The sequence below is a fragment of the Xenorhabdus miraniensis genome (genome assembly GCF_002632615.1).
Window position 1 is genome coordinate 65,603 of record NZ_NITZ01000005.1, and the last position, 18,335, is coordinate 83,937.

An 18,335-nucleotide genomic window follows, 5' to 3' on the forward strand; every position below is an offset into this window, starting at 1 on the left:
GGTATCTTCGGCTTATATTCAGTTTGAAGTGGGGCGATTGATCATGCTGCTTTAAACACCTGAGGGTTAGGGCAGACAAAAGTAGGGAGTTTAAACGGGCTTAACACGCTGCTTGGGGTAAACTCCAGTAAAACAGTATGACCATCAATATTAAACCCTGCCTGAAAGCTCGTATTATCAGTTGTTGAATTTCGCGAGATGCGATCTGCGTGATCCAATAGCCGGTTCAAAGCCCAGAACCCGGAAGTCGATAAATTCGTAGTTGTGCCGTTATTTAAGTTCAACTGGATGTGAACCAGATTATTTTTTGCAGGGCCGGGCCAATTGATGAGTTGTGAAAGTTGCGGGCCGTGGCTATATTGCAATTTCTGCCCATCTACATCCAGTATCATGCTTAATATATCGTTACTCATGCTGACTGGACGAACCATGACACTGAATGATGGTGATGGGCCGTTGCTAAATAAAGCATTGCGGATAATCTGAGCTTGCTGGAAAGGCTCGAGCAAATCCTCTCCACCGGTTAGGGGCTTGCCATTCATTCCCGGCATAAACCGCCATTTTGGTAAAGTCATATCGACTTTACCCACTAAATTTTTCTGAAAAAAACGGTCCATTAAACCTGTTTCGGGAGCGAACATCCGCGCCATATCATTAGGTTTAATATCGTTACCTGCTTTAGGCATCAATGGATAACGATTCGCAATGGCTTGATTGCAAAAACCGCTGATTTCTACCTTGAGATGCTTGCCGACATTTTTTATATCACTGGATTGGGTGTCGCTGCTGGCTCCAACTGCCAATGAGGAAATCATGTTGCCGAATGGTACTGGTAAATCTTTAGATGCTGTTTGTAGCTGCATGATAATAGTATTGGGAGGGAGAGGCATATCAGTATTGACTGCATTTTGCATGGCAGTTAAATATTGATATAACTTACCAACATCTCGCAACGTTGCATCAAAAGGTATGTTTTGGCTATTTGTGTTTGTAGTTTTTGCTAATGAAATAATATCTGCAAAATGCTCTTCCAGTTGTTGTTCTGGTGTGGGTTGAGCATTATCTGGCAATATTTGTTCAGGAACTAAATTTGTTAATTTTCCCGATTTACTTTTTGCGATGTTGTCAAGTTTCTTGGCACTAAGCTCCTTGGTACTATTGATAGCCATGTTTTTTTTTTGATTCAGAGTGATATCTTTACTGGCATTAATCAGAAGACGGCGTATAGGTGAATCAAAAGAAGACAGCAAACGGGCTGTATTGATTCGTTGATCTAATTCATTGATATTGTTTAAACGAATATCAGAAAGAAATTTATCCCAGTGATATATGTAGTCATTGATATAGAACTGCTCAACGGATGATTTAATTTCTTTAGTTGTCTGCTTTCTCGCATAAGTATCAAGCACCCAGTTATCTTGTGAATACAGTGTGGTCAGAAAAGTATTGAGATCTTTTTCAATACCTTTCTGATAACCGGCCGGAGTGAACATGCCTGGTATACCATCAGTAATTGGTGTTCCGCTGGTGCGTGAGAAAACTAACTCAGCTTGGGGGCCTGCAAGTGTGACCAAATTCACTGGAGTTAAACCAGGATCATCTAACAACTTATGTTTCAAATAGTTGTAAGCACGTTGCGCGGGTGGAGTGCTGCTGATGAGTAGTTGTTTTTGTTCGACCAAATTATCATTACGCATAAACGGTGATGTGACGACTTGGTTATCCAGCAATTGGCCGATATGCTGATCAATTTGTTGGTACTGTTCTTGAGTGGTATTTGTTTTTAAGTCATTTTTCAAATATTCCATTACCCAATCATGCAGAAATTTTCCGTCATAATGTTTAGGCTGATATAACATTTGATACGCTTTCAGCGTATTGTAAGTTTTCTCTATATCATCACCATTATCGCTATACAGTTGGTTTGTGATAAGTGTTGCTATTTGGGGTAGCAGCAATGTTTGTAATGCTTTTCTATACAGAGACTGACTTGCACTACTGACTTGTTCGCCGGAATACAGCCCCATACGGTAAGAGAGCGGGGGATTTTCTAAGGAAAAATCGCGGCTTTTATCTAAATGAGCCAGGCTGTTTAAAATGGGTAGCAGGGCATAAATATCCTCGTTTTTCTGTAAGTTAGCGCCTTGCTGAATAATGGCCGGAATTTTTGCCTGTACTTCCATCAGATAATTTTTGTTGTTGTTATAGCTGGTTAAAAATGAATCGGCAACCAGTGTCAGTATCACAGCCAGGACAATATATCCCAACCCATCCAGCAGGCGTTTGCGGTATATCCACCAGCGGTTATAGCCCGCTATTCCTGCTTCCTGAAAGATGTTTTCCAGCAAATTCTTTAAAAAATAGGTTTGGCGGGCAGGTTTCGGATACCCAATCTCTCTATCATTCCCCCATGACATTGAGTCACTATCGTTATTTGTCGCCAATTGGAACCTATGGTTAAATTTTCCCATAACATTATCTAGTGGTATCCCTTCTTGTGTTCCGCTGGTGAAATACAGCCCTCGTGGATAGCTGGGAATTTCAAATCCTGATCTGGCGAATACGATTTCAAGATAATGTGCAATCAATGGACGTAAGGCAGCAAATTCTTGTGGAAATAGGTAACTTTCAGCAGATTGCCGTGCATTTTGTCCATTTAAGAGAATATGGGGAAGTTCAGCATCCAAACGGTGTTGTAATTGGCTATACTGTTGCTCAAATATTGTATTCAGATTCCAGTCAATTTTTTTATCCCACGGAAAGTTGAATCCCCAAATTTGCTCCCGCAATGTTTTGTCAAAATGGTTGAAATAAGCGCTAAATCCTTTTAACAAATCGGTTTTGGTAATAATGATATAAATGGGAAATTGTATTTTAAGCCGTTCATGTAATTCTGACAGACGCCTGCGCAGCATATAGGCTTGTTGATCCCGTATTTCAGTTGATGGATTAAGTAAATCTTCCACACTGATAGCAATAATGATCCCATTGAGTGGTTGACGTGCACGATATTTATTTAACAGCCGGATAAAGTTTTTCCATTCTTTAGCGCTTTGCTCATGCTGGCTATTCTGCACAAGACCATTCTGCATAAGACCATTCTGCATGGTGTAGCGCCCGCTGGTATCGAGCAGCACGGCGTTATTGGTAAACCACCAGTTACAATTGTCCGTACTTCTTATGGACGAAGCCGATTTTCTAAGATAGTCTGCCAATGGAAAATGTAGGCCAGAATTCGCCAGCGCTGTTGTTTTACCTGAATTGGGTGCTCCGATAACGAGATACCAGGGTAATTGGTAGATATATTGACGACTGAAAAAATTTATCCAATGAGGTTTCTTGTTATTAAGTAAGCCGGAAAAATAGGCTTTTTTCAATAATCGCGCAGCATCAGAAAAACGTTCTGCCAAAGTAATATATTGTACATTTTGTTTCTTTTCTTCTTCCTCATCCTGACTGATATTCAATTGGTTGGCTAACTTTTTATTGATCCATGATTGGTACAGCCGGGGTAATAACTGATTTAAGAGCCAGGTCAGGTAAAAAAAAATAATAATAATTATTCGTATCGTAATTGACTTAAAAGGGACTGCATTCCCGACAGAAATAATCGGACCAATAAACCAAAGAATACAGGAAATAATCGTTATTCCGATAAAACTCCATGTCAATCGGCTGGTGAAGACAGAAAGGAGCGCATTTAGCATGTCTTCTTCTCCTTACATCGTTTGGCTGACAGGAGGTGCTAACAGTGTAATTTGGACGCGCCTGTTTTTAGCTCGATTGCTGGGAGTATCATTTGGAGCGACAGGGTCACTGGCGCCTTTTCCTTCAACTTTGACTCTTTCAGGATGAATTAAATAACGTTGTAGTTCTCTTTGTACCGATTTGGCTCTGGCCAGCGATAAAGCATAGTTAGATGAGAAACGGGAATAAAGGGTATTAATGGGAATATTATCGGTATATCCTGCGACTAAAATCTCGCCTTTGAAATTATTCATTGCTTCTGCAATATCTTTGATGACATCCAAATAACGATTTTTGATCTGAATTGAATTGGTTGTGAACAGACCGTCTCCTTTTAACGTGATCACGCTTCTGTCAGGCGTGTCTATGACATCTAATAACCCTGCCGTAATGTCACCTTTTAACATTTCCTTCAGGTTCAGAACAGGAGGTGCAGGTGGAGTGACTGGATTACTGACCGTTACATTGGGTAAATCAATTTGGTATATTTTTGCCAGAACCGGGTTAAGTATATCTCCTAACCGCCAATTCAGGCTGATATACAGGAGACACACCAAAAAACTGAATAGTGCCGCAGAAACCCATATTGGTACAGAAAATCGCCAGGATTTGTTCGGTACTGTGATGGTTTGTACGTTTGATGACAGTTCAACAGGGTGGTTGCCTCGAATTGAACGTATCAACTGAAACAGGCGTTGTTTCACGGTTTCCAACTGGGTACGGCCGTTATCCATGACACGGTAGCGTCCTTCAAATCCCAGTTGGAGGCAGAAGTTAATGAGCTCCAATAGGAATATATTTTCTTTGGGATTTTGTGATAATTTTGCCAATAGTTGGAAAAATTTCTCTCCTCCCCATGTTTCGTTGTGAAAAGTAACGAGTAAACCACTTCCTGACCAAACACTGCGAAGTCCCCAGGGGGTAAGCGCAGCCGCTTCGTCCAATGCCGTGCATAAACAGTAACGTGCGCCAATGATCACTGCATAGGGCAGCTTGGCATGTTGGCATTCGACCTCAAAACGCCGTATTTCATTGATCAATTGCTGTCGTAAATCTGTAGGATCAGGGTGAACAATAGAATGCCGGATCTGTGGGATGGTATTCAGCAGTGGATTTGAGGCAGAAACCAATGGGTTATAATTGGCATCACTAGAAAGTATATTATGTTCTGCTTTCTGCTTTTCTTGCATTCTCGGCCCCGTTACCTCGATTTTTCCTGATTACGGACAGCCCAAAACTCTATGTTCAGACCGGGAAACTCACCTGCCAGATGTAGTGCAAAGCCACTGGATTTCTCCATCTGCTTCCACAGATCTCCCTCTTTTTCTAATTCGAAATAGACATAACCTGAATGCCAGGGAATTTGTCTGGGTACAGATGGCATGGCGCGCAGCGGAATACCGGGTAATTGCAGTTGTACCAATTCACGTATGCGATCAATGGGGGAAATCTTCATCTGGGCCGGGAAGTTGCTCATCAATATATCATTGGCAACGTCAGCGTGGATGGCCAGAATAAAGCTGAACATATGTATCATATTGGCATTCGGTAACGTCGCTATGTTCAAGCCATGAGAATATTCCGTTAATGGTAGCTGAATCGCATGTTCTTCCAGAATGATTGATAATCCTTGGCGCAGTTGGAACATCAGTTGATTGAAACATTGCGTCAAATTGTCATGGTCATAGAGCGGTAAAACCTCTTCAGGCAGACGATTCTGGGAATATGTCGCTAATTCAGTAGCAAATTGCAGCCATTCACTGAATAAACGTTCCGGATGCAGCAATGACAGGTTCAGAATATGGTTCACTTGGCCGCTATAGCGATTCAAAAGTGACAGTAAGAGAAAATCCATAATTTCAGAATCATTGTAGCGTCCTAACTGTAATAAACGCTGGCTGATTTGTTGACGGCGCTGTTCCAATAAGCCCTGTATGTTGTTGATAAATCCCATGACTTGTGGATTTGCACGACAGTTGAGCAGGGAAGGAATGAATAGTGAATCAAGATGAAGTTTATTGTCACTTGTTTTATTCACAACATGTACGATGCTCAATGCCGTCCATTCTGGGGTCAAATCAGATTCCAACATTAAACGTAAACGCATTTTCCCGAACTGTATTGTGGCATTGCCGACTGCCATGGCATTAGCGTCATTCACTTCAACTTCAATGCTGACAAAGCGTGCCATAGATTCCTTTTGTTCACTGAAAATAACCTCTTCTTTTCCTCGCCGAAAAGTTGGTAATGCCAGTACTACATTGATATTTGTGTTATTTTCAGTAAGTTGTAAAGGAGTGGGGGCATGGGACGCATCGAAATTAAATGGTGTTCCATCAGGAAAAATACCGCTGGCTGAAGAAAGTTTTACTTTACCCTGATTAAGTAGCTCTTGATCTAATTCAAAGGTCAAAAACCCCCAATAGTAAGGTGACTGCGCCATCCCCCAGTCGCGGATATAGGCTTCCAAATGATTTTCAGCCTGCTGGAAGTGATGGGGGCGTAAAAACATACCTTCTGTCCAAATAACTTTTTCTGATCTATTCATTATTTTCTTCAGTTCCTGCTGCACAACTTAAGTTGCATTCTTTGATGAGACTTAAGCCATTGTTAGTGACCTTAACGCATACATATAGTTCGTCAGGAGAAGAACGCCAGAACTCATAAAAAGAGGGTTTTTCAGGTATGGGAACGGGAAATGAAATACGCCATTTCTTACCGTTCAGTTGCTTATATTCAGCAATAATTCCAATGTAATTGGCCTCCGGCAGATTTTTTTCCAATAAGCAATGTTCAGGTTGGAAAGGGCGTATAAAAAATTGATCTTCATTAACCATTTTATCGCCTAATGTATCCTGAACTTTATCTTGTAAGGCAAAGAAATCAGCAGACATAAATTCTTCTTTCGATTTCAATAAAAAAAGATGTATTTTCAATGGGGCTGAATTATTGACGTTAGATGTAGTCGTAAAAATTATTTTATAAGGGGGTAATTTGGTTTTTTTTTCTTGCGATGAACAACCTGCTATGGTTATAAGAAATATTAACGGGAATATACCCTTAAATAACCATCCGATTAGGCTAATCCTATTTATTATTGTGATTTTTTTTCTTAGTAAAAAGGATAGGGTCATAATACCCGCCAGGATATATCTCGATATAATTTGTAAATACTAAGCGGCGCTGATAAGAACTTTTGTCTGACTGGGTACAATACGGGAACCCATTGCATTAGTTGAATTCTGCATGCTGGAACTCGACAACCGTGTTACGGGTGTGCCTTTGATCAAGACAGAGTTAGCTCCCATGACATGGCGGGATGGTCCCATTACAGTACCGGAAGCGACGCCAAGACTAACACCGGGGTTATCTCCGGTTGTCATGGGAATGGTTGTGGCTAAATTATGCGCCGGACCACCCATCAATAGAATATTGAGTGCGTTACTGATGGCGGTTGCGCCTTGCGCCATATTGGGATAAGCCACTGGCACGGTGTAAAACATGGGTGTTAAACAGACATCAGGAATCGCCATATCCATTCCACCACTTTGCGTATTGGCAAACATAATCTCTTCCCCTTAGCCGATATGAATTTGTTCAGCGTCAATTTTGGTGATAGCTTTGGCGGACACGATTGTGCTTTGAGCATGTAACCGGGCATAATTTTCAGCCTGTATATCCAGTTGACCGGCATGAACTTTTTCTGTTTGTGTTGTATGACGAAATAGCCGATGACTCAGTTGTGTTACCGTTTGCCAGAGAGATTCAAACTGGTTGCCAACCAAACGCGTGATTGAGATCCATGCAGACAATGATTTCCCACTGTATTGCATTTCATCGATATGGCAGTTTCCGCTGTTGGCTGTGATATTTAACCCATTGCTATTCATATTTAAATTGCCGTGGGACGTGATAGTAAGGTCGCCGGGAACACTGATTTCAGAAAGTTGCTGTTGCTCCTCACGTTCTAATATGGCTAATATCCAGAGCTGATCATCGATTTTTGTAATTAAAACGGTATCTCCCAGATGGGGTGCCAATAGACAACTGGCTGCCCGCCGACAATGCCAGCCCCGGTTATTTTTGCTCTCTGCCATAAAGCTGCCGTCCCGGAGAATACAGATGATCTGTCCGGTAATTTGTTGTAATGGCTCGGTAGTCAGGGAGGAAGTAAAGGCATATGAGGAAAGTGCATGAGAATGTTTCGTCATTTTGATTCTCCTGATTAAATCTTATTATGTTGCATATTATTGTGCTGCATACTCCACTCTTCAGCAGCGAATAGCTCAGGATCATTTTCCAATATGCCCTGACGGTCTGAAAATAAAGCGCCAACTTGTTGAGCACGATGAAAAAGTGTTCTCATGAAGTGAGCTGTGCGGAAATCACTGTTGTTGACGTTTGCATAGGAAAGATCTGTATAAGTCATATCACAACCCGTAAATTGTGAATTTACTGCATGCACTTTGTGCATTATTGCCAATGGAAGCTTACTGTACCGAAAATCGGCAGACTCAAGGCATGCACCGATAAAAATGGCTTGTTCAAACAAGCTGTTTTTGCAACAGGCCCGGGTTAAATCCGCCTCTATAAATAACGCCTGAGCTGCATTGACGTTGGACAGAAGAGCGTCTTGTAAAACAGAGCCTTTGAAATTGCAGTTAGCCAATATTGCGTGATTGAAATTGACTTTTTCAAGTTGGCTATTTGTGAATTGGCACTCTTTAAATGTCTGTTTATGGAAATTTTGATTACGCAGATCACATTCAAAAAAAACAACTTTGGTAAATTCACTGGCCGTAAAATCGACAGTCTGTAAATCCTGGCAAAAAAAAGTCACTCTGAATAAATGGCCGTGGCCGAATTTTGTTTGATTCACGGGGGAATCAAGAAATATAACTTGATCAAAATTGCTGTGGCTGAAGTCAGCATATTGCAGTGAACAGGATGAAAACTGAGTGTCGTTTAGTTTTGTTGCCGTAAATTGCGTTTTTTTCAAAACAGATTGATTGAAAGTGTTGTTTATTAATGTGCAGTTATTGAAAGTTGTTTGCCCGAAATCACACTGTTCAAAAATACTTTGTTCAATTACGGCTGAGTCGAAAGTAGAGCCTTCTGCCCGGCATTGGGTAAAAACGGACTCTTTTATTACAGCATGAGAAAAATCAGTACCGGAAAAATCGACTTCTCTAAAAATTCCCCCGGATAAATCACGCCCTGTCAGGGATATGTTCTGCAAATTGGTTTTTTCAATAATTTCACCCTGTTTGATTTTATCCACTAATTCATCCGCAGTGAGTAAATTCATATCACATCCTTATTCCGCTTGGGCAATGTTTTGATGTGTTTAATGTAAGCATTCTCAATTGAAGTTGACTCGCTGATAATTGACTGGGACATATCAGCACGGAATAGATTAGCCTCCCGTAAATCGGTGTTGTTGAAGCTGCATTTCTGCATTAACGTACTCATCAGATTGGCATTATTTAATAGGGCGCCTCGAAAATCAGTTCTGATAAATATGCTTTTCATGGCATTGAGATACTGCATATCCGCTGATTGGCAGTTAGCTTCACTTAGGTCACTGTTATTTAAGGTTGTGGCATAGAACTTGGCATGAGCCAGAGGCATTTGGCGCAAGTTGCATTCCGTCAATGTCGCATGGCTGAAATCAGCCTGATTCAGTTCACTGTCCATGGCAAATGCGCAGGTCAATAAGTTCGCTGAACGAAATTGGCTCCCGTTTGCTTTAGTTTCTACCCATGAACAACTTTCCAGTTCCGCATGATCGAAAACGGCTTGTGTCAGCTCACAATTAATAAATGAGACTTTATTCAAGTGTGCGTGATTGAATTTAAGTGCCGGTAGTTCAAGTTCCATCAATATGCAGTCTTTCCATTGTGAATATTGGAAGTCGCAATGGGTAATAAAGATTTTTTGCAGAAGCAGACCTGTAAATACAACATGGTTAAAGCGGCAATGATCAAATCGGGTTTCTTGCAGTTGTGTCCCATTAAAGCTTGCAGAAGAAAAATCACTCTGTTCACATTTAGCCAGAGCCAGGCTGGCCTTATCTAATTTGGTTCCGCGTAATGAAGCGTTGCAAATTTCTGTTCTGGCCAGCACAGTTTCGCTGAAATTAGCTTCATCCAGCTGACAATGATTTAAACAGGCACTTTCCAGCAGAGCCTGAGTGAAGTTGGCTCCCCGCAGATCCAGATCTGACAAATCAGCGCCAGTGAAATCCATGCCACTGAAATCTCCTCCTTCCAGCATGATTTTTTGCACTCGTTTCCGAATAATCTGTGACAGGTTACCCGTTAAACGCAGAGCCGGAGCTTGTGTTTGTACTGAAGATAAGTACATTGCATGTATTGATTTTTCCATTTGAGCCAGCTCATTATCACTGAGCTGCATTTCTTGTTGCTGCTGGCGTAATGTATCCCGCATTCGATGCAGATTTTCCGGCCCTCTGTGCTGAGGTTTTGTCGTTGATTCATCGACATCAATGCCTTGCTGTTTAGCCTGAGCAATGGCCTCAGCCTGTTTCAACTCCATTTCAGCCTGTTTTCTGGCGGCATCTTGTTCAGTTTTTTCTACAAATTCGGGTAGTTCATCCAGTCTGGGAAGTGAGATGGGGGTACTTTCAACGTTGAACAGGGTATTAATATCCTGACCATATTCAGCCATCCGCTCTTTTTGCTGCTCACGCAGACGTTTTTCACGATTCTGAAAATTCTGTTGCAGTGGAGAAGGAGGATCATTTTGAGGTTGTTCTGTATCCAGCCACGAGCCGATAATTTCTTCAGGAATAAGATCTTTTTCCCGGAAAGTATATAGCGCCCCTTTTTCCTTATCCATGCGTTGCTCAAGAACGTGTAAATAATGACTCTCTGGACGGGGATGATCATTTAATTCCAGTGCAGATATCATTTGTAAAACATCTTTGGCATCATCTTCATTGATTTCTGCACTGCCATGCCAAATCAGGATCATTTGCTCCAAGTGAGGAAAGAACCATATTGTCGTTTTGCGCATGATGACTTCTTCAACAATTTCTTCATCAAGGCGTAATCGTTTTATAAAACAGCGCGCGTTCCATGATGGCAAAATTCCTTCCTGCACCGGTTTTTCTGGATTCATGTTCCAAATGCGCCATTGCGCCTGTTCCGGCAGGGCACTATTTTCTGTCCACCATTGATCTTCGGGAGCGGCATTAAATAATCGCCAATCGATATCATGGGAAAATCCGGGAAATTCGTTTTCTAACCATTCCTTATCGTATTGTTTTCCGATGCGGCTAAAACGACGCGGCCATGTAAAATCTAACGGGCAAAAACTTGCCGGAGCAGGAAGTTCTTTCTGTGATGTTAATTGCTGTTGTGACATCAAACGGTTATGCAGCGCTTCAATATTGGGTAAACGGTGAACCTTTATCCCGTCTTCCCGTTCTTCTGGATTCAAACCGATACCGTGTGGATTTTCTTCATAACTTTTTCCGCCAAAAGCCCGGCTCCAATCCAGGCGCATCTGTGCAAAAGCACGGGGTTTTGAAGGCTTATCATCTATCCAGTAGCGATCACCGAAAACCGCTAATGTTTTTTCCAACTGCCCGATTTGAATACGTGCAGTACAAGCCGTTTTATCTGTCTGATGGTGTGTGTAGGCATATCCTGTCGCTAAAAATTCAGCACGGGATTTAGGCATAGCTAAATCAACAATCCCATTGCAAGTTTTCAGCTCATTTTCTGCCAGTTGCCAAAGCTCTGGTTCTGGGCGCAGGCGTGGGGCAGAACCCATATCAGCCAATGCCATAATAGAGATACCCAGATGATTTTTTTGCAGCCAGCGGTAAGGCCGATAAAGGACACTTAATCGTAGGGGTTTAATGATTTTCATTGGAATACTGACAGATATTTAGTTGTTCGGAAAAAACACCAGAAACGCTTCAGGATATTATGTGCAATCGGCAATTGATAATATGGCAAGAGGATTTATTAAGTGCAAATTTTGATTCATCCAATTTCATTTCAGACTTTGAAAGCGCTATACCTGTTTTATCCAAAGAGGTTTTTTTGTTAGTGATAGAAGTAGTGGTGTACGAAATATTTGTATCAGTTAGACTAGTATTAATTTTAGTGTGAGAAGCGGATATTAAGGTCTTACTTATATTGAATGCTGTGAAAGCGAAAGAAAGGGTTTTAGCTGAGAAAAAAGAATAAGGCGTGTCAATTTTTACTTTGGTATCACTTTTTATCGTAATGAGGTTGGGGCTTGTGATCGTTGTTGTTCCTGTAATATCCTGTACCCAATTTCCATTAATTTTTGCGCTTAAATTTCCTGTAAGTTTGTACGTATCCCCTCCATCGATCGCTGTTTTTCGCCCATTCTTGATGGTCTCTTTCTGGCCTTTTTTGATAGTCAGTGTATCTTTACCTTCAATAGTCGTTTCATGGTTTGTTTTATAAGTAAAATGGGCATCACCTTTTACGGTATCTTTTTGTTGTTTTTTTATTTCAGTAGTGCGATTTCCATCAATAGTGACTTTTTTATCTTTTTCCACCGAAATATTCATATTACGTTCTGCGTGTAGATCAAATAATTCTTTATAGGGTTCGTCATCTAAATAGAGGTAATTGGCCTGGTCATGTTTACCTCCTTTCGTATTTGACATAATACCTATGCGGGTTTGATGTTTGGGTAGTTCCCATGGAGGCATATTTTCATTGTTATAAGTACTGCCGATGACTAAAGGCTTATCAGGGTCACCATTGACGAAGCTGATAACAACTTCTTCACCCACGCGCGGAATGTATACGTTACCATAGCGCCAGCCAGCACAATAGCTTGCAACACGTATCCAGCAAGAGCGGGTATCATCATTTTTGTCATCTCTGTCCCAACGGAATTTCACTTTTATCCGGCCGTAATTGTCAGTCCATATTTTTTTACCCTTTGGGCCTGTGACAACGGCGGTTTCAAGGCCCGTTACTTTTGGCCATGGTGTCACCGCCGAAGGTTTCCAAGGAGTGCTAGCCGGGATAGCATCAAATTGAATGGTATTTTTATCTTTACCAGAGGAATATTGAGCCTGGTTAGATAGGTAAGGCGCTTCATAAAGAAAGTAGTGTGCACCTGTGATTAGGTAGTCACTGTGGTCATCACCATTGATATCATTGGGTAACAATAGGGTGAAAGTATGTCCCGGCGCTATTCCCAATACATTTCCTTTTCCATTAATCAGCTCGCTTTTTGCTTCAGCGGCCTGCTGGAGCACGCGTGCATAAAATTCCCCTTGATCGTATTCGACATAACGTCCGGGCCAAATGAATATCTCTGTGTCATCAGGGGAACTGGCCGGGGTCTGAGTGGCGGTATATAATTTAGCTCGTGGTTTACGGAAATTGTAGTCATCAATACTATAGGTATTGGGTATAGTGATGCTACTGACATTCCAGTTATAGATATATTCTGAATCTGGTGAGTATTTTTTTGTTAGGTTTCCCGCATTGACATATTTAATTGATTCATATCCCGGCATGGGCTGATGTGACTGGGGGGAATCAATCAGGATCATAGTATGGCTTCCCATATTATGTTCGAAATAGTAATAAATTCCTTCATTCTCCATCAGTCGATGAATAAAATCGAAATCAGTTTCATTATGTTTAACGCAATATTCCCATGTGCGGTATTTTTCTACCAGTTGATTTTCAAAAATAACTCCTGCTTTATTCAGTACTTCTGTAAGAATATCGGGTACATTTTTATTTTGCCAAATACTATAACCAAGCCTTTGTTTTAATTCCCATAATCTAGGTCGTACTGTGGCAGTATATAAATAGAGACCTTCATCATCTTTATAGAATGGAGCATAGGATATCTTTTCTATATAACCATTTAAATATCTTGTCGGCGCTGACTTGTTTTTTATTTCTACGGTTAGCATGGTATTATGTAGAGATATCGGATCCGATAATCTCTTTTTACTCAATAGCTGAACTTCAAACTCGTAAGCTTCTGATAATCTTTCTACTCCTACAAGGGATTTGAAATATAAAGATTTTTCAGGTAGTGAAGTATACGCAATAAAATGTCTGTCCATAAAATTTCCTTGCTCGCGTTTATAGCTACCGCATATCCCTTGTGAACCAAGGAATATACAGTGATTGGATTGATGTATGGAGGTAGTTTCTCTGACTATGAGTTAAGCATAATGTTTACTATTTGCAATTATTGATGCCTCTTCGTTTATAAACCATATAATTTTATTTTTATAGTTTCATGGTATGGTTATGTATGTATTTATTAAATAAGATTTTTTAAAATAAAAAGATCCCCTCAAGGAAAGTGACATCGTAAGCGAGTTTTCCAAACTATGAGATTTGCAATATTAATATATAACTATTTAATATTTAATTATTTTATTGAAGAAGGGTAACTGAATGGGAAAAGTCATAATCTTCTACAAAATGAATGTTTCTGAGTCGGTTAACACGGTGTTCAGCAAAAATATTTTTAAAAATAAATAGTTGACCGAAATTTAAAGTTTATTTTTTTTAATGTGTTTGTCGTGTTTTCTGAAGGTAACTATAAATTTATTCTTATGATGGTAAGTGTCGGCACTAAGAAACTTGGTGTTCGGTAGAATGAGACTAACTGGGTGGTGTATAAGCGAAAACTCTGAGTCGTCCCTGATTATCAAAACAAAATAACATCTTGTAAAATCATTTAGTTATATGTAGATTGTTTAAACTCTTTTCAGCTCTGAGATGAATGAAAATCATTTAATATTCAGCTATATTGATCTTATCATCCTAATAGCTTTATACATTTTATGCTCATTTCATAAAAATCAATTTTAGAATAATATCATGAACTTACTAAAATCACTGGCAGCGGTTAGCTCAATGACGATGTTTTCTCGCGTTCTGGGCTTTATTCGTGATGCCATCATTGCCCGTATATTTGGAGCCGGCGTGGCAACGGATGCTTTTTTCGTTGCTTTCAAGCTTCCTAACTTGTTGCGGCGTATTTTTGCCGAGGGTGCTTTTTCACAGGCATTTGTTCCTATTCTTGCTGAATATAAAAATCAGCAGGGTGATGAGGCAACCCGTACATTTATTGCATATGTGTCGGGAATGTTGACACTGATTTTGGCGATAGTCACGGTGATAGGTGTGATTGCCGCTCCTTGGGTTATTTATGTGACGGCCCCCGGTTTTGCTGATACGCCGGATAAGTTTGTTTTAACCCGTGATCTGCTGAGAATTACCTTTCCCTACATCTTCCTGATATCGTTGGTTTCTTTGGCAGGGGCGATCCTTAATACATGGAATCGCTTTTCTGTGCCGGCGTTTGCGCCTACGTTGCTGAATATCAGTATGATCGTCTTTTCACTGTTTGTGGCACCTTACTGTAATCCGCCTGTGATGGCATTGGGGTGGGCGGTTATTGCTGGTGGTATTTTGCAATTGGCCTACCAGCTTCCTCATCTGAAAAAAATCGGCATGCTGGTATTACCCAGAGTTTCTTTCCGTGATAGTGGCGTATGGCGTGTTATCCGCCAGATGGGGCCGGCTATTTTAGGTGTTTCAGTCAGCCAGATTTCATTAATCATCAACACTATTTTTGCTTCATTTCTGGTTTCAGGCTCCGTTTCGTGGATGTATTACGCAGATCGTTTAATGGAATTACCTTCCGGGGTATTGGGGGTCGCGCTGGGGACGATCTTATTGCCTTCATTGGCGAAAAGTTTCTCCAGTGGCAATCATGAAGAATATCGGAAATTAATGGATTGGGGGCTGCGTCTCTGCTTCTTGCTGGCCTTACCTTGTGCGGTGGCATTGGGCATTCTGGCGGAGCCATTGACGGTATCACTTTTTCAATACGGCAATTTTTCTGCCTTTGATGCAGAAATGACGCAACGGGCATTGATCGCCTATTGCTTTGGTTTAATGGGATTGATTGTGGTTAAAGTTCTGGCACCGGGTTTCTATTCTCGTCAGGATATAAAAACACCGGTCAAGATTGCCATTGCAACTCTGATCTTAACTCAGTTGATGAACCTGGCTTTTATTGGCCCGTTGAAACATGCAGGATTAGCACTCTCTATTGGTTTGGCTGCGTGTTTCAACGCAAGTATGCTCTATTGGCAACTACGCAAGCGTGAGATCTTCAAGCCATTGGCAGGATGGGGCGTATTTCTGCTGAAACTGGCGGTGGCAATTGCAGTAATGGTTGGGGTATTGCTGACAATATTGTGGTTTATGCCGGCTTGGGAGCAGGGCAATATGGCATTACGCCTGCTGCGATTGATGGGGGTTGTGATTGCCGGGGCGGGTAGTTATTTTGCAGCACTGGCACTAATGGGATTCAGGTTGAAAGATTTTGCCCATCGTGGATTGCAATGAATTTTTTTATTTATCATAAATAAGCTAATAAAAAGCCTGTTATTAATGGGCTTTTTAAATCTTATTTGCCATTCTCAACTTAGGTTCGACTCTTATTAGTCGAATCCGCCTTAATTTTTATTATTAATCGATTAAGAAAGCTAAGTTAGTTAAATTATTCTTAGCGTTTTTTACAGGAAATAAAATTATTAATTTTAAAACTGGCGTAAAATAATTTATTTACGCCAGTTTTAAATAAAGTGTTTACATCCGCTCTACTGTTTGAATACCCAAAGTATCAAGGCCTTGCTTCAATGTCTTCGCCGTCAGCAGAGCCAATTTCAAGCGGCTTTGGCGCACTTCTTCGCTATCGGCACTCAGGATCGGGCAATGCTCATAGAAACCAGAGAACAGGCCTGCCAAATCGTACAGATAAGCACACATAACGTGAGGTGTACCTTCGCGGGCAACCGTCATGATGGTTTCTTCAAATTGCAGTAAGCGGGTCGCCAGCGCCTGTTCGCGTTCTTCGTTCAGAAGAACCGGTTTTGTCAGGTTGCTTTCATCAATGTCAGCACGTTTGAAAATAGAATTGACGCGGGTATAAGCATACTGCATGTAAGGTGCGGTATTACCTTCAAAGGCAAGCATGTTATCCCAGTCGAATACATAGTCGGTGGTACGGTTTTTGGAGAGATCGGCATATTTTACCGCGCCAATACCCACAGCTTCGATAACTTTTTTCAGCTCGTCTTCCGGCATATCCGGGTTTTTCTCACGGATCAGCGCTTCCGAGCGTTCAATAGCTTCATCCAACAAATCAGACAGTTTTACTGTACCGCCTGCACGGGTTTTGAATGGCTTGCCATCTTTACCCAACATCATGCCAAACATATGGTGTTCGAGCGACATGGAATCCGGGATATAACCTGCCTTGTGTACAATCGTCCAAGCCTGCACCAGATGTTGGTGTTGGCGTGAATCAATGTAGTAAAGAACACGGTCGGCATGCAGAACTTCATGACGGTATTTGGCACAGGCAATATCTGTGGTGGTGTAAAGATAGCCGCCATCTTTTTTCTGGATGATAACACCCATGGGTTCACCTTCTTTATTTTTGAATTCATCAAGGTAAACCACAATCGCGCCATCACTCTCAACGGCAAGCCCACGCTGTTTTAGATCGGCAACAATGCCCGGCAGCATATCGTTATACAGGCTTTCACCCATAACATCTTTTTCTGTCAGGGTGACGTTAAGACGGTTATAGGTTTCCTGATTCTGTGACATGGTGATATCAACCAGCTTGCGCCACATTGCACGACAATATTCATCACCGCCTTGCAGTTTCACGACATAGCTGCGGGCACGGACAGCAAACTCCTCGTCTTCATCGTAAGTTTTCTTCGCTTCACGGTAGAAAGCTTCCAAATCTGCCAGCGCCATTTCATCGGCATTCTCATTCTGGACTTTTTCCAGATAGGCAATCAGCATCCCGAATTGGGTTCCCCAGTCACCGAGATGGTTGGCCCGGATAACTTTGTGACCCAAAAACTCCAGAGTACGCGCAGCGGCATCGCCAATGATGGTGGAACGGATATGACCAATGTGCATCTGCTTGGCAACATTTGGGGCAGAATAGTCGATAACGATAGTTTGTGGCTCTACTGGCGTAATACCCAATTTTTCGGCTTTCAGCGCAGTTTCGATATTGGCAGCAACCCACGCTTTATCCAGAAAAATGTTGATAAAACCCGGCCCTGCGATTTCAGTTTTGCTGGCAATTCCTTGCAGATCCAGTAAACCAACGACTTTTTCTGCCAATTGTCGGGGTGGCATGCCCACTTTTTTAGCTGCCGCCATGACGCCGTTTGCTTGGTAGTCACCAAATTGGGCTTTTGCAGATTGACGAACGTGAGCTTCGCTGTCGGCTGGAGCACCAGCTGCAATCAGCGCCTGGCTGATTTTTTCTGAAAGAATGGCCTGAATATTCACCGTGTTACCTTAAGTTACGCACGAAAAGTTACGCACGAAAGTTCCTGCATTGGAATTATGCAAATACTTTCAAACGCGTGGGTTATGAGAAAATAACGGGTTTTATATCATATTCAGCATCCTGCATGCTACCATCTGCCAACGTTGGTGGTAGGACTTTTTGTTTTCAGCTTGTCTTTCAGGCGATTCTTCGCCATTTCT

At 41.5% G+C, this 18,335-nt stretch carries 11 protein-coding genes; 1 reads left to right on the plus strand and 10 read right to left on the minus strand.

Features of this window, described 5'->3' with window-relative positions; genetic code table 11:
- Positions 1-41: 41 nt before the first annotated feature.
- Genes tssM through Xmir_RS06740 form a run of 9 tightly spaced genes read right to left on the minus strand, consistent with a single transcriptional unit; the run spans position 42 to position 13,852 of the window.
- Positions 42-3,707, minus strand: a complete 3,666-nt coding sequence (tssM, locus tag Xmir_RS06700) for a type VI secretion system membrane subunit TssM (protein ID WP_099113626.1) — start codon at positions 3,705-3,707, stop codon at positions 42-44.
- Positions 3,708-3,719: 12 nt separating this feature from the next.
- Positions 3,720-4,937 (minus strand): DotU family type VI secretion system protein, encoded by a 1,218-nt coding sequence (locus tag Xmir_RS06705; RefSeq protein WP_099113627.1) that lies wholly within the window; start codon positions 4,935-4,937, stop codon positions 3,720-3,722.
- 11 nt (positions 4,938-4,948) lie between these two features.
- Positions 4,949-6,295 (minus strand): type VI secretion system baseplate subunit TssK, encoded by a 1,347-nt coding sequence (tssK, locus tag Xmir_RS06710; RefSeq protein WP_099113628.1) that lies wholly within the window; start codon positions 6,293-6,295, stop codon positions 4,949-4,951.
- Entirely contained in the window at positions 6,288-6,881 is a 594-nt protein-coding gene (gene tssJ, locus Xmir_RS06715) for a type VI secretion system lipoprotein TssJ (RefSeq protein WP_099113629.1), read from the minus strand. The genes tssK and tssJ overlap by 8 nt, the downstream gene beginning before the upstream one ends.
- A 39-nt stretch (positions 6,882-6,920) precedes the next feature.
- Positions 6,921-7,313, minus strand: coding sequence for a DUF4150 domain-containing protein (locus Xmir_RS06720; protein ID WP_099113630.1), 393 nt, complete (start codon positions 7,311-7,313; stop codon positions 6,921-6,923).
- Positions 7,314-7,325: 12 nt separating this feature from the next.
- Positions 7,326-7,958: a DUF3540 domain-containing protein gene (locus Xmir_RS06725; protein WP_099113631.1), complete on the minus strand. Its 633-nt coding sequence runs from the start codon at positions 7,956-7,958 to the stop codon at positions 7,326-7,328.
- 14 nt (positions 7,959-7,972) lie between these two features.
- Positions 7,973-9,055 carry a pentapeptide repeat-containing protein gene (locus Xmir_RS06730; protein ID WP_099113632.1) on the minus strand — a complete coding sequence of 361 codons (1,083 nt, stop codon included), beginning with the start codon at positions 9,053-9,055 and terminating at the stop codon, positions 7,973-7,975.
- Positions 9,052-11,646, minus strand: coding sequence for a DUF2169 family type VI secretion system accessory protein (locus Xmir_RS06735; protein WP_099113633.1), 2,595 nt, complete (start codon positions 11,644-11,646; stop codon positions 9,052-9,054). Before Xmir_RS06735 ends, Xmir_RS06730 begins: the two co-directional genes overlap by 4 nt.
- A 49-nt stretch (positions 11,647-11,695) precedes the next feature.
- A complete protein-coding gene (locus Xmir_RS06740) occupies positions 11,696-13,852 on the minus strand; it encodes a type VI secretion system Vgr family protein (RefSeq protein ID WP_099113634.1) in 2,157 nt (718 codons plus the stop codon).
- 769 nt (positions 13,853-14,621) lie between these two features.
- On the opposite strand from Xmir_RS06740, the gene murJ reads away from it, so the two are divergent.
- The gene (gene murJ, locus Xmir_RS06745) at positions 14,622-16,160 is read left to right on the plus strand and encodes a murein biosynthesis integral membrane protein MurJ (protein WP_099113635.1); all 1,539 of its coding nucleotides are present in this window, start codon (positions 14,622-14,624) and stop codon (positions 16,158-16,160) included.
- A gap of 243 nt (positions 16,161-16,403) precedes the next feature.
- On the opposite strand, the gene argS is transcribed toward murJ, so the two are convergent.
- The gene (argS, locus tag Xmir_RS06750; protein ID WP_099113636.1) at positions 16,404-18,134 is read right to left on the minus strand and encodes an arginine--tRNA ligase; all 1,731 of its coding nucleotides are present in this window, start codon (positions 18,132-18,134) and stop codon (positions 16,404-16,406) included.
- Between the last annotated feature and the right edge of the window lie 201 nt (positions 18,135-18,335).

Excerpts from the sequence above, each read along its gene's own strand:
- tssM (WP_099113626.1), bottom strand. The coding sequence starts at position 3,707 with ATGCTAAATGCGCTCCTTTCTGTCTTCACCAGCCGATTGACATGGAGT.
- Xmir_RS06705 (WP_099113627.1), bottom strand. The coding sequence starts at position 4,937 with ATGCAAGAAAAGCAGAAAGCAGAACATAATATACTTTCTAGTGATGCC.
- tssK (WP_099113628.1), bottom strand. The coding sequence starts at position 6,295 with ATGAATAGATCAGAAAAAGTTATTTGGACAGAAGGTATGTTTTTACGC.
- tssJ (WP_099113629.1), bottom strand. The coding sequence starts at position 6,881 with ATGACCCTATCCTTTTTACTAAGAAAAAAAATCACAATAATAAATAGG.
- Xmir_RS06720 (WP_099113630.1), bottom strand. The coding sequence starts at position 7,313 with ATGTTTGCCAATACGCAAAGTGGTGGAATGGATATGGCGATTCCTGAT.
- Xmir_RS06725 (WP_099113631.1), bottom strand. The coding sequence starts at position 7,958 with ATGACGAAACATTCTCATGCACTTTCCTCATATGCCTTTACTTCCTCC.
- Xmir_RS06730 (WP_099113632.1), bottom strand. The coding sequence starts at position 9,055 with ATGAATTTACTCACTGCGGATGAATTAGTGGATAAAATCAAACAGGGT.
- Xmir_RS06735 (WP_099113633.1), bottom strand. The coding sequence starts at position 11,646 with ATGAAAATCATTAAACCCCTACGATTAAGTGTCCTTTATCGGCCTTAC.
- Xmir_RS06740 (WP_099113634.1), bottom strand. The coding sequence starts at position 13,852 with ATGGACAGACATTTTATTGCGTATACTTCACTACCTGAAAAATCTTTA.
- murJ (WP_099113635.1), top strand. The coding sequence starts at position 14,622 with ATGAACTTACTAAAATCACTGGCAGCGGTTAGCTCAATGACGATGTTT.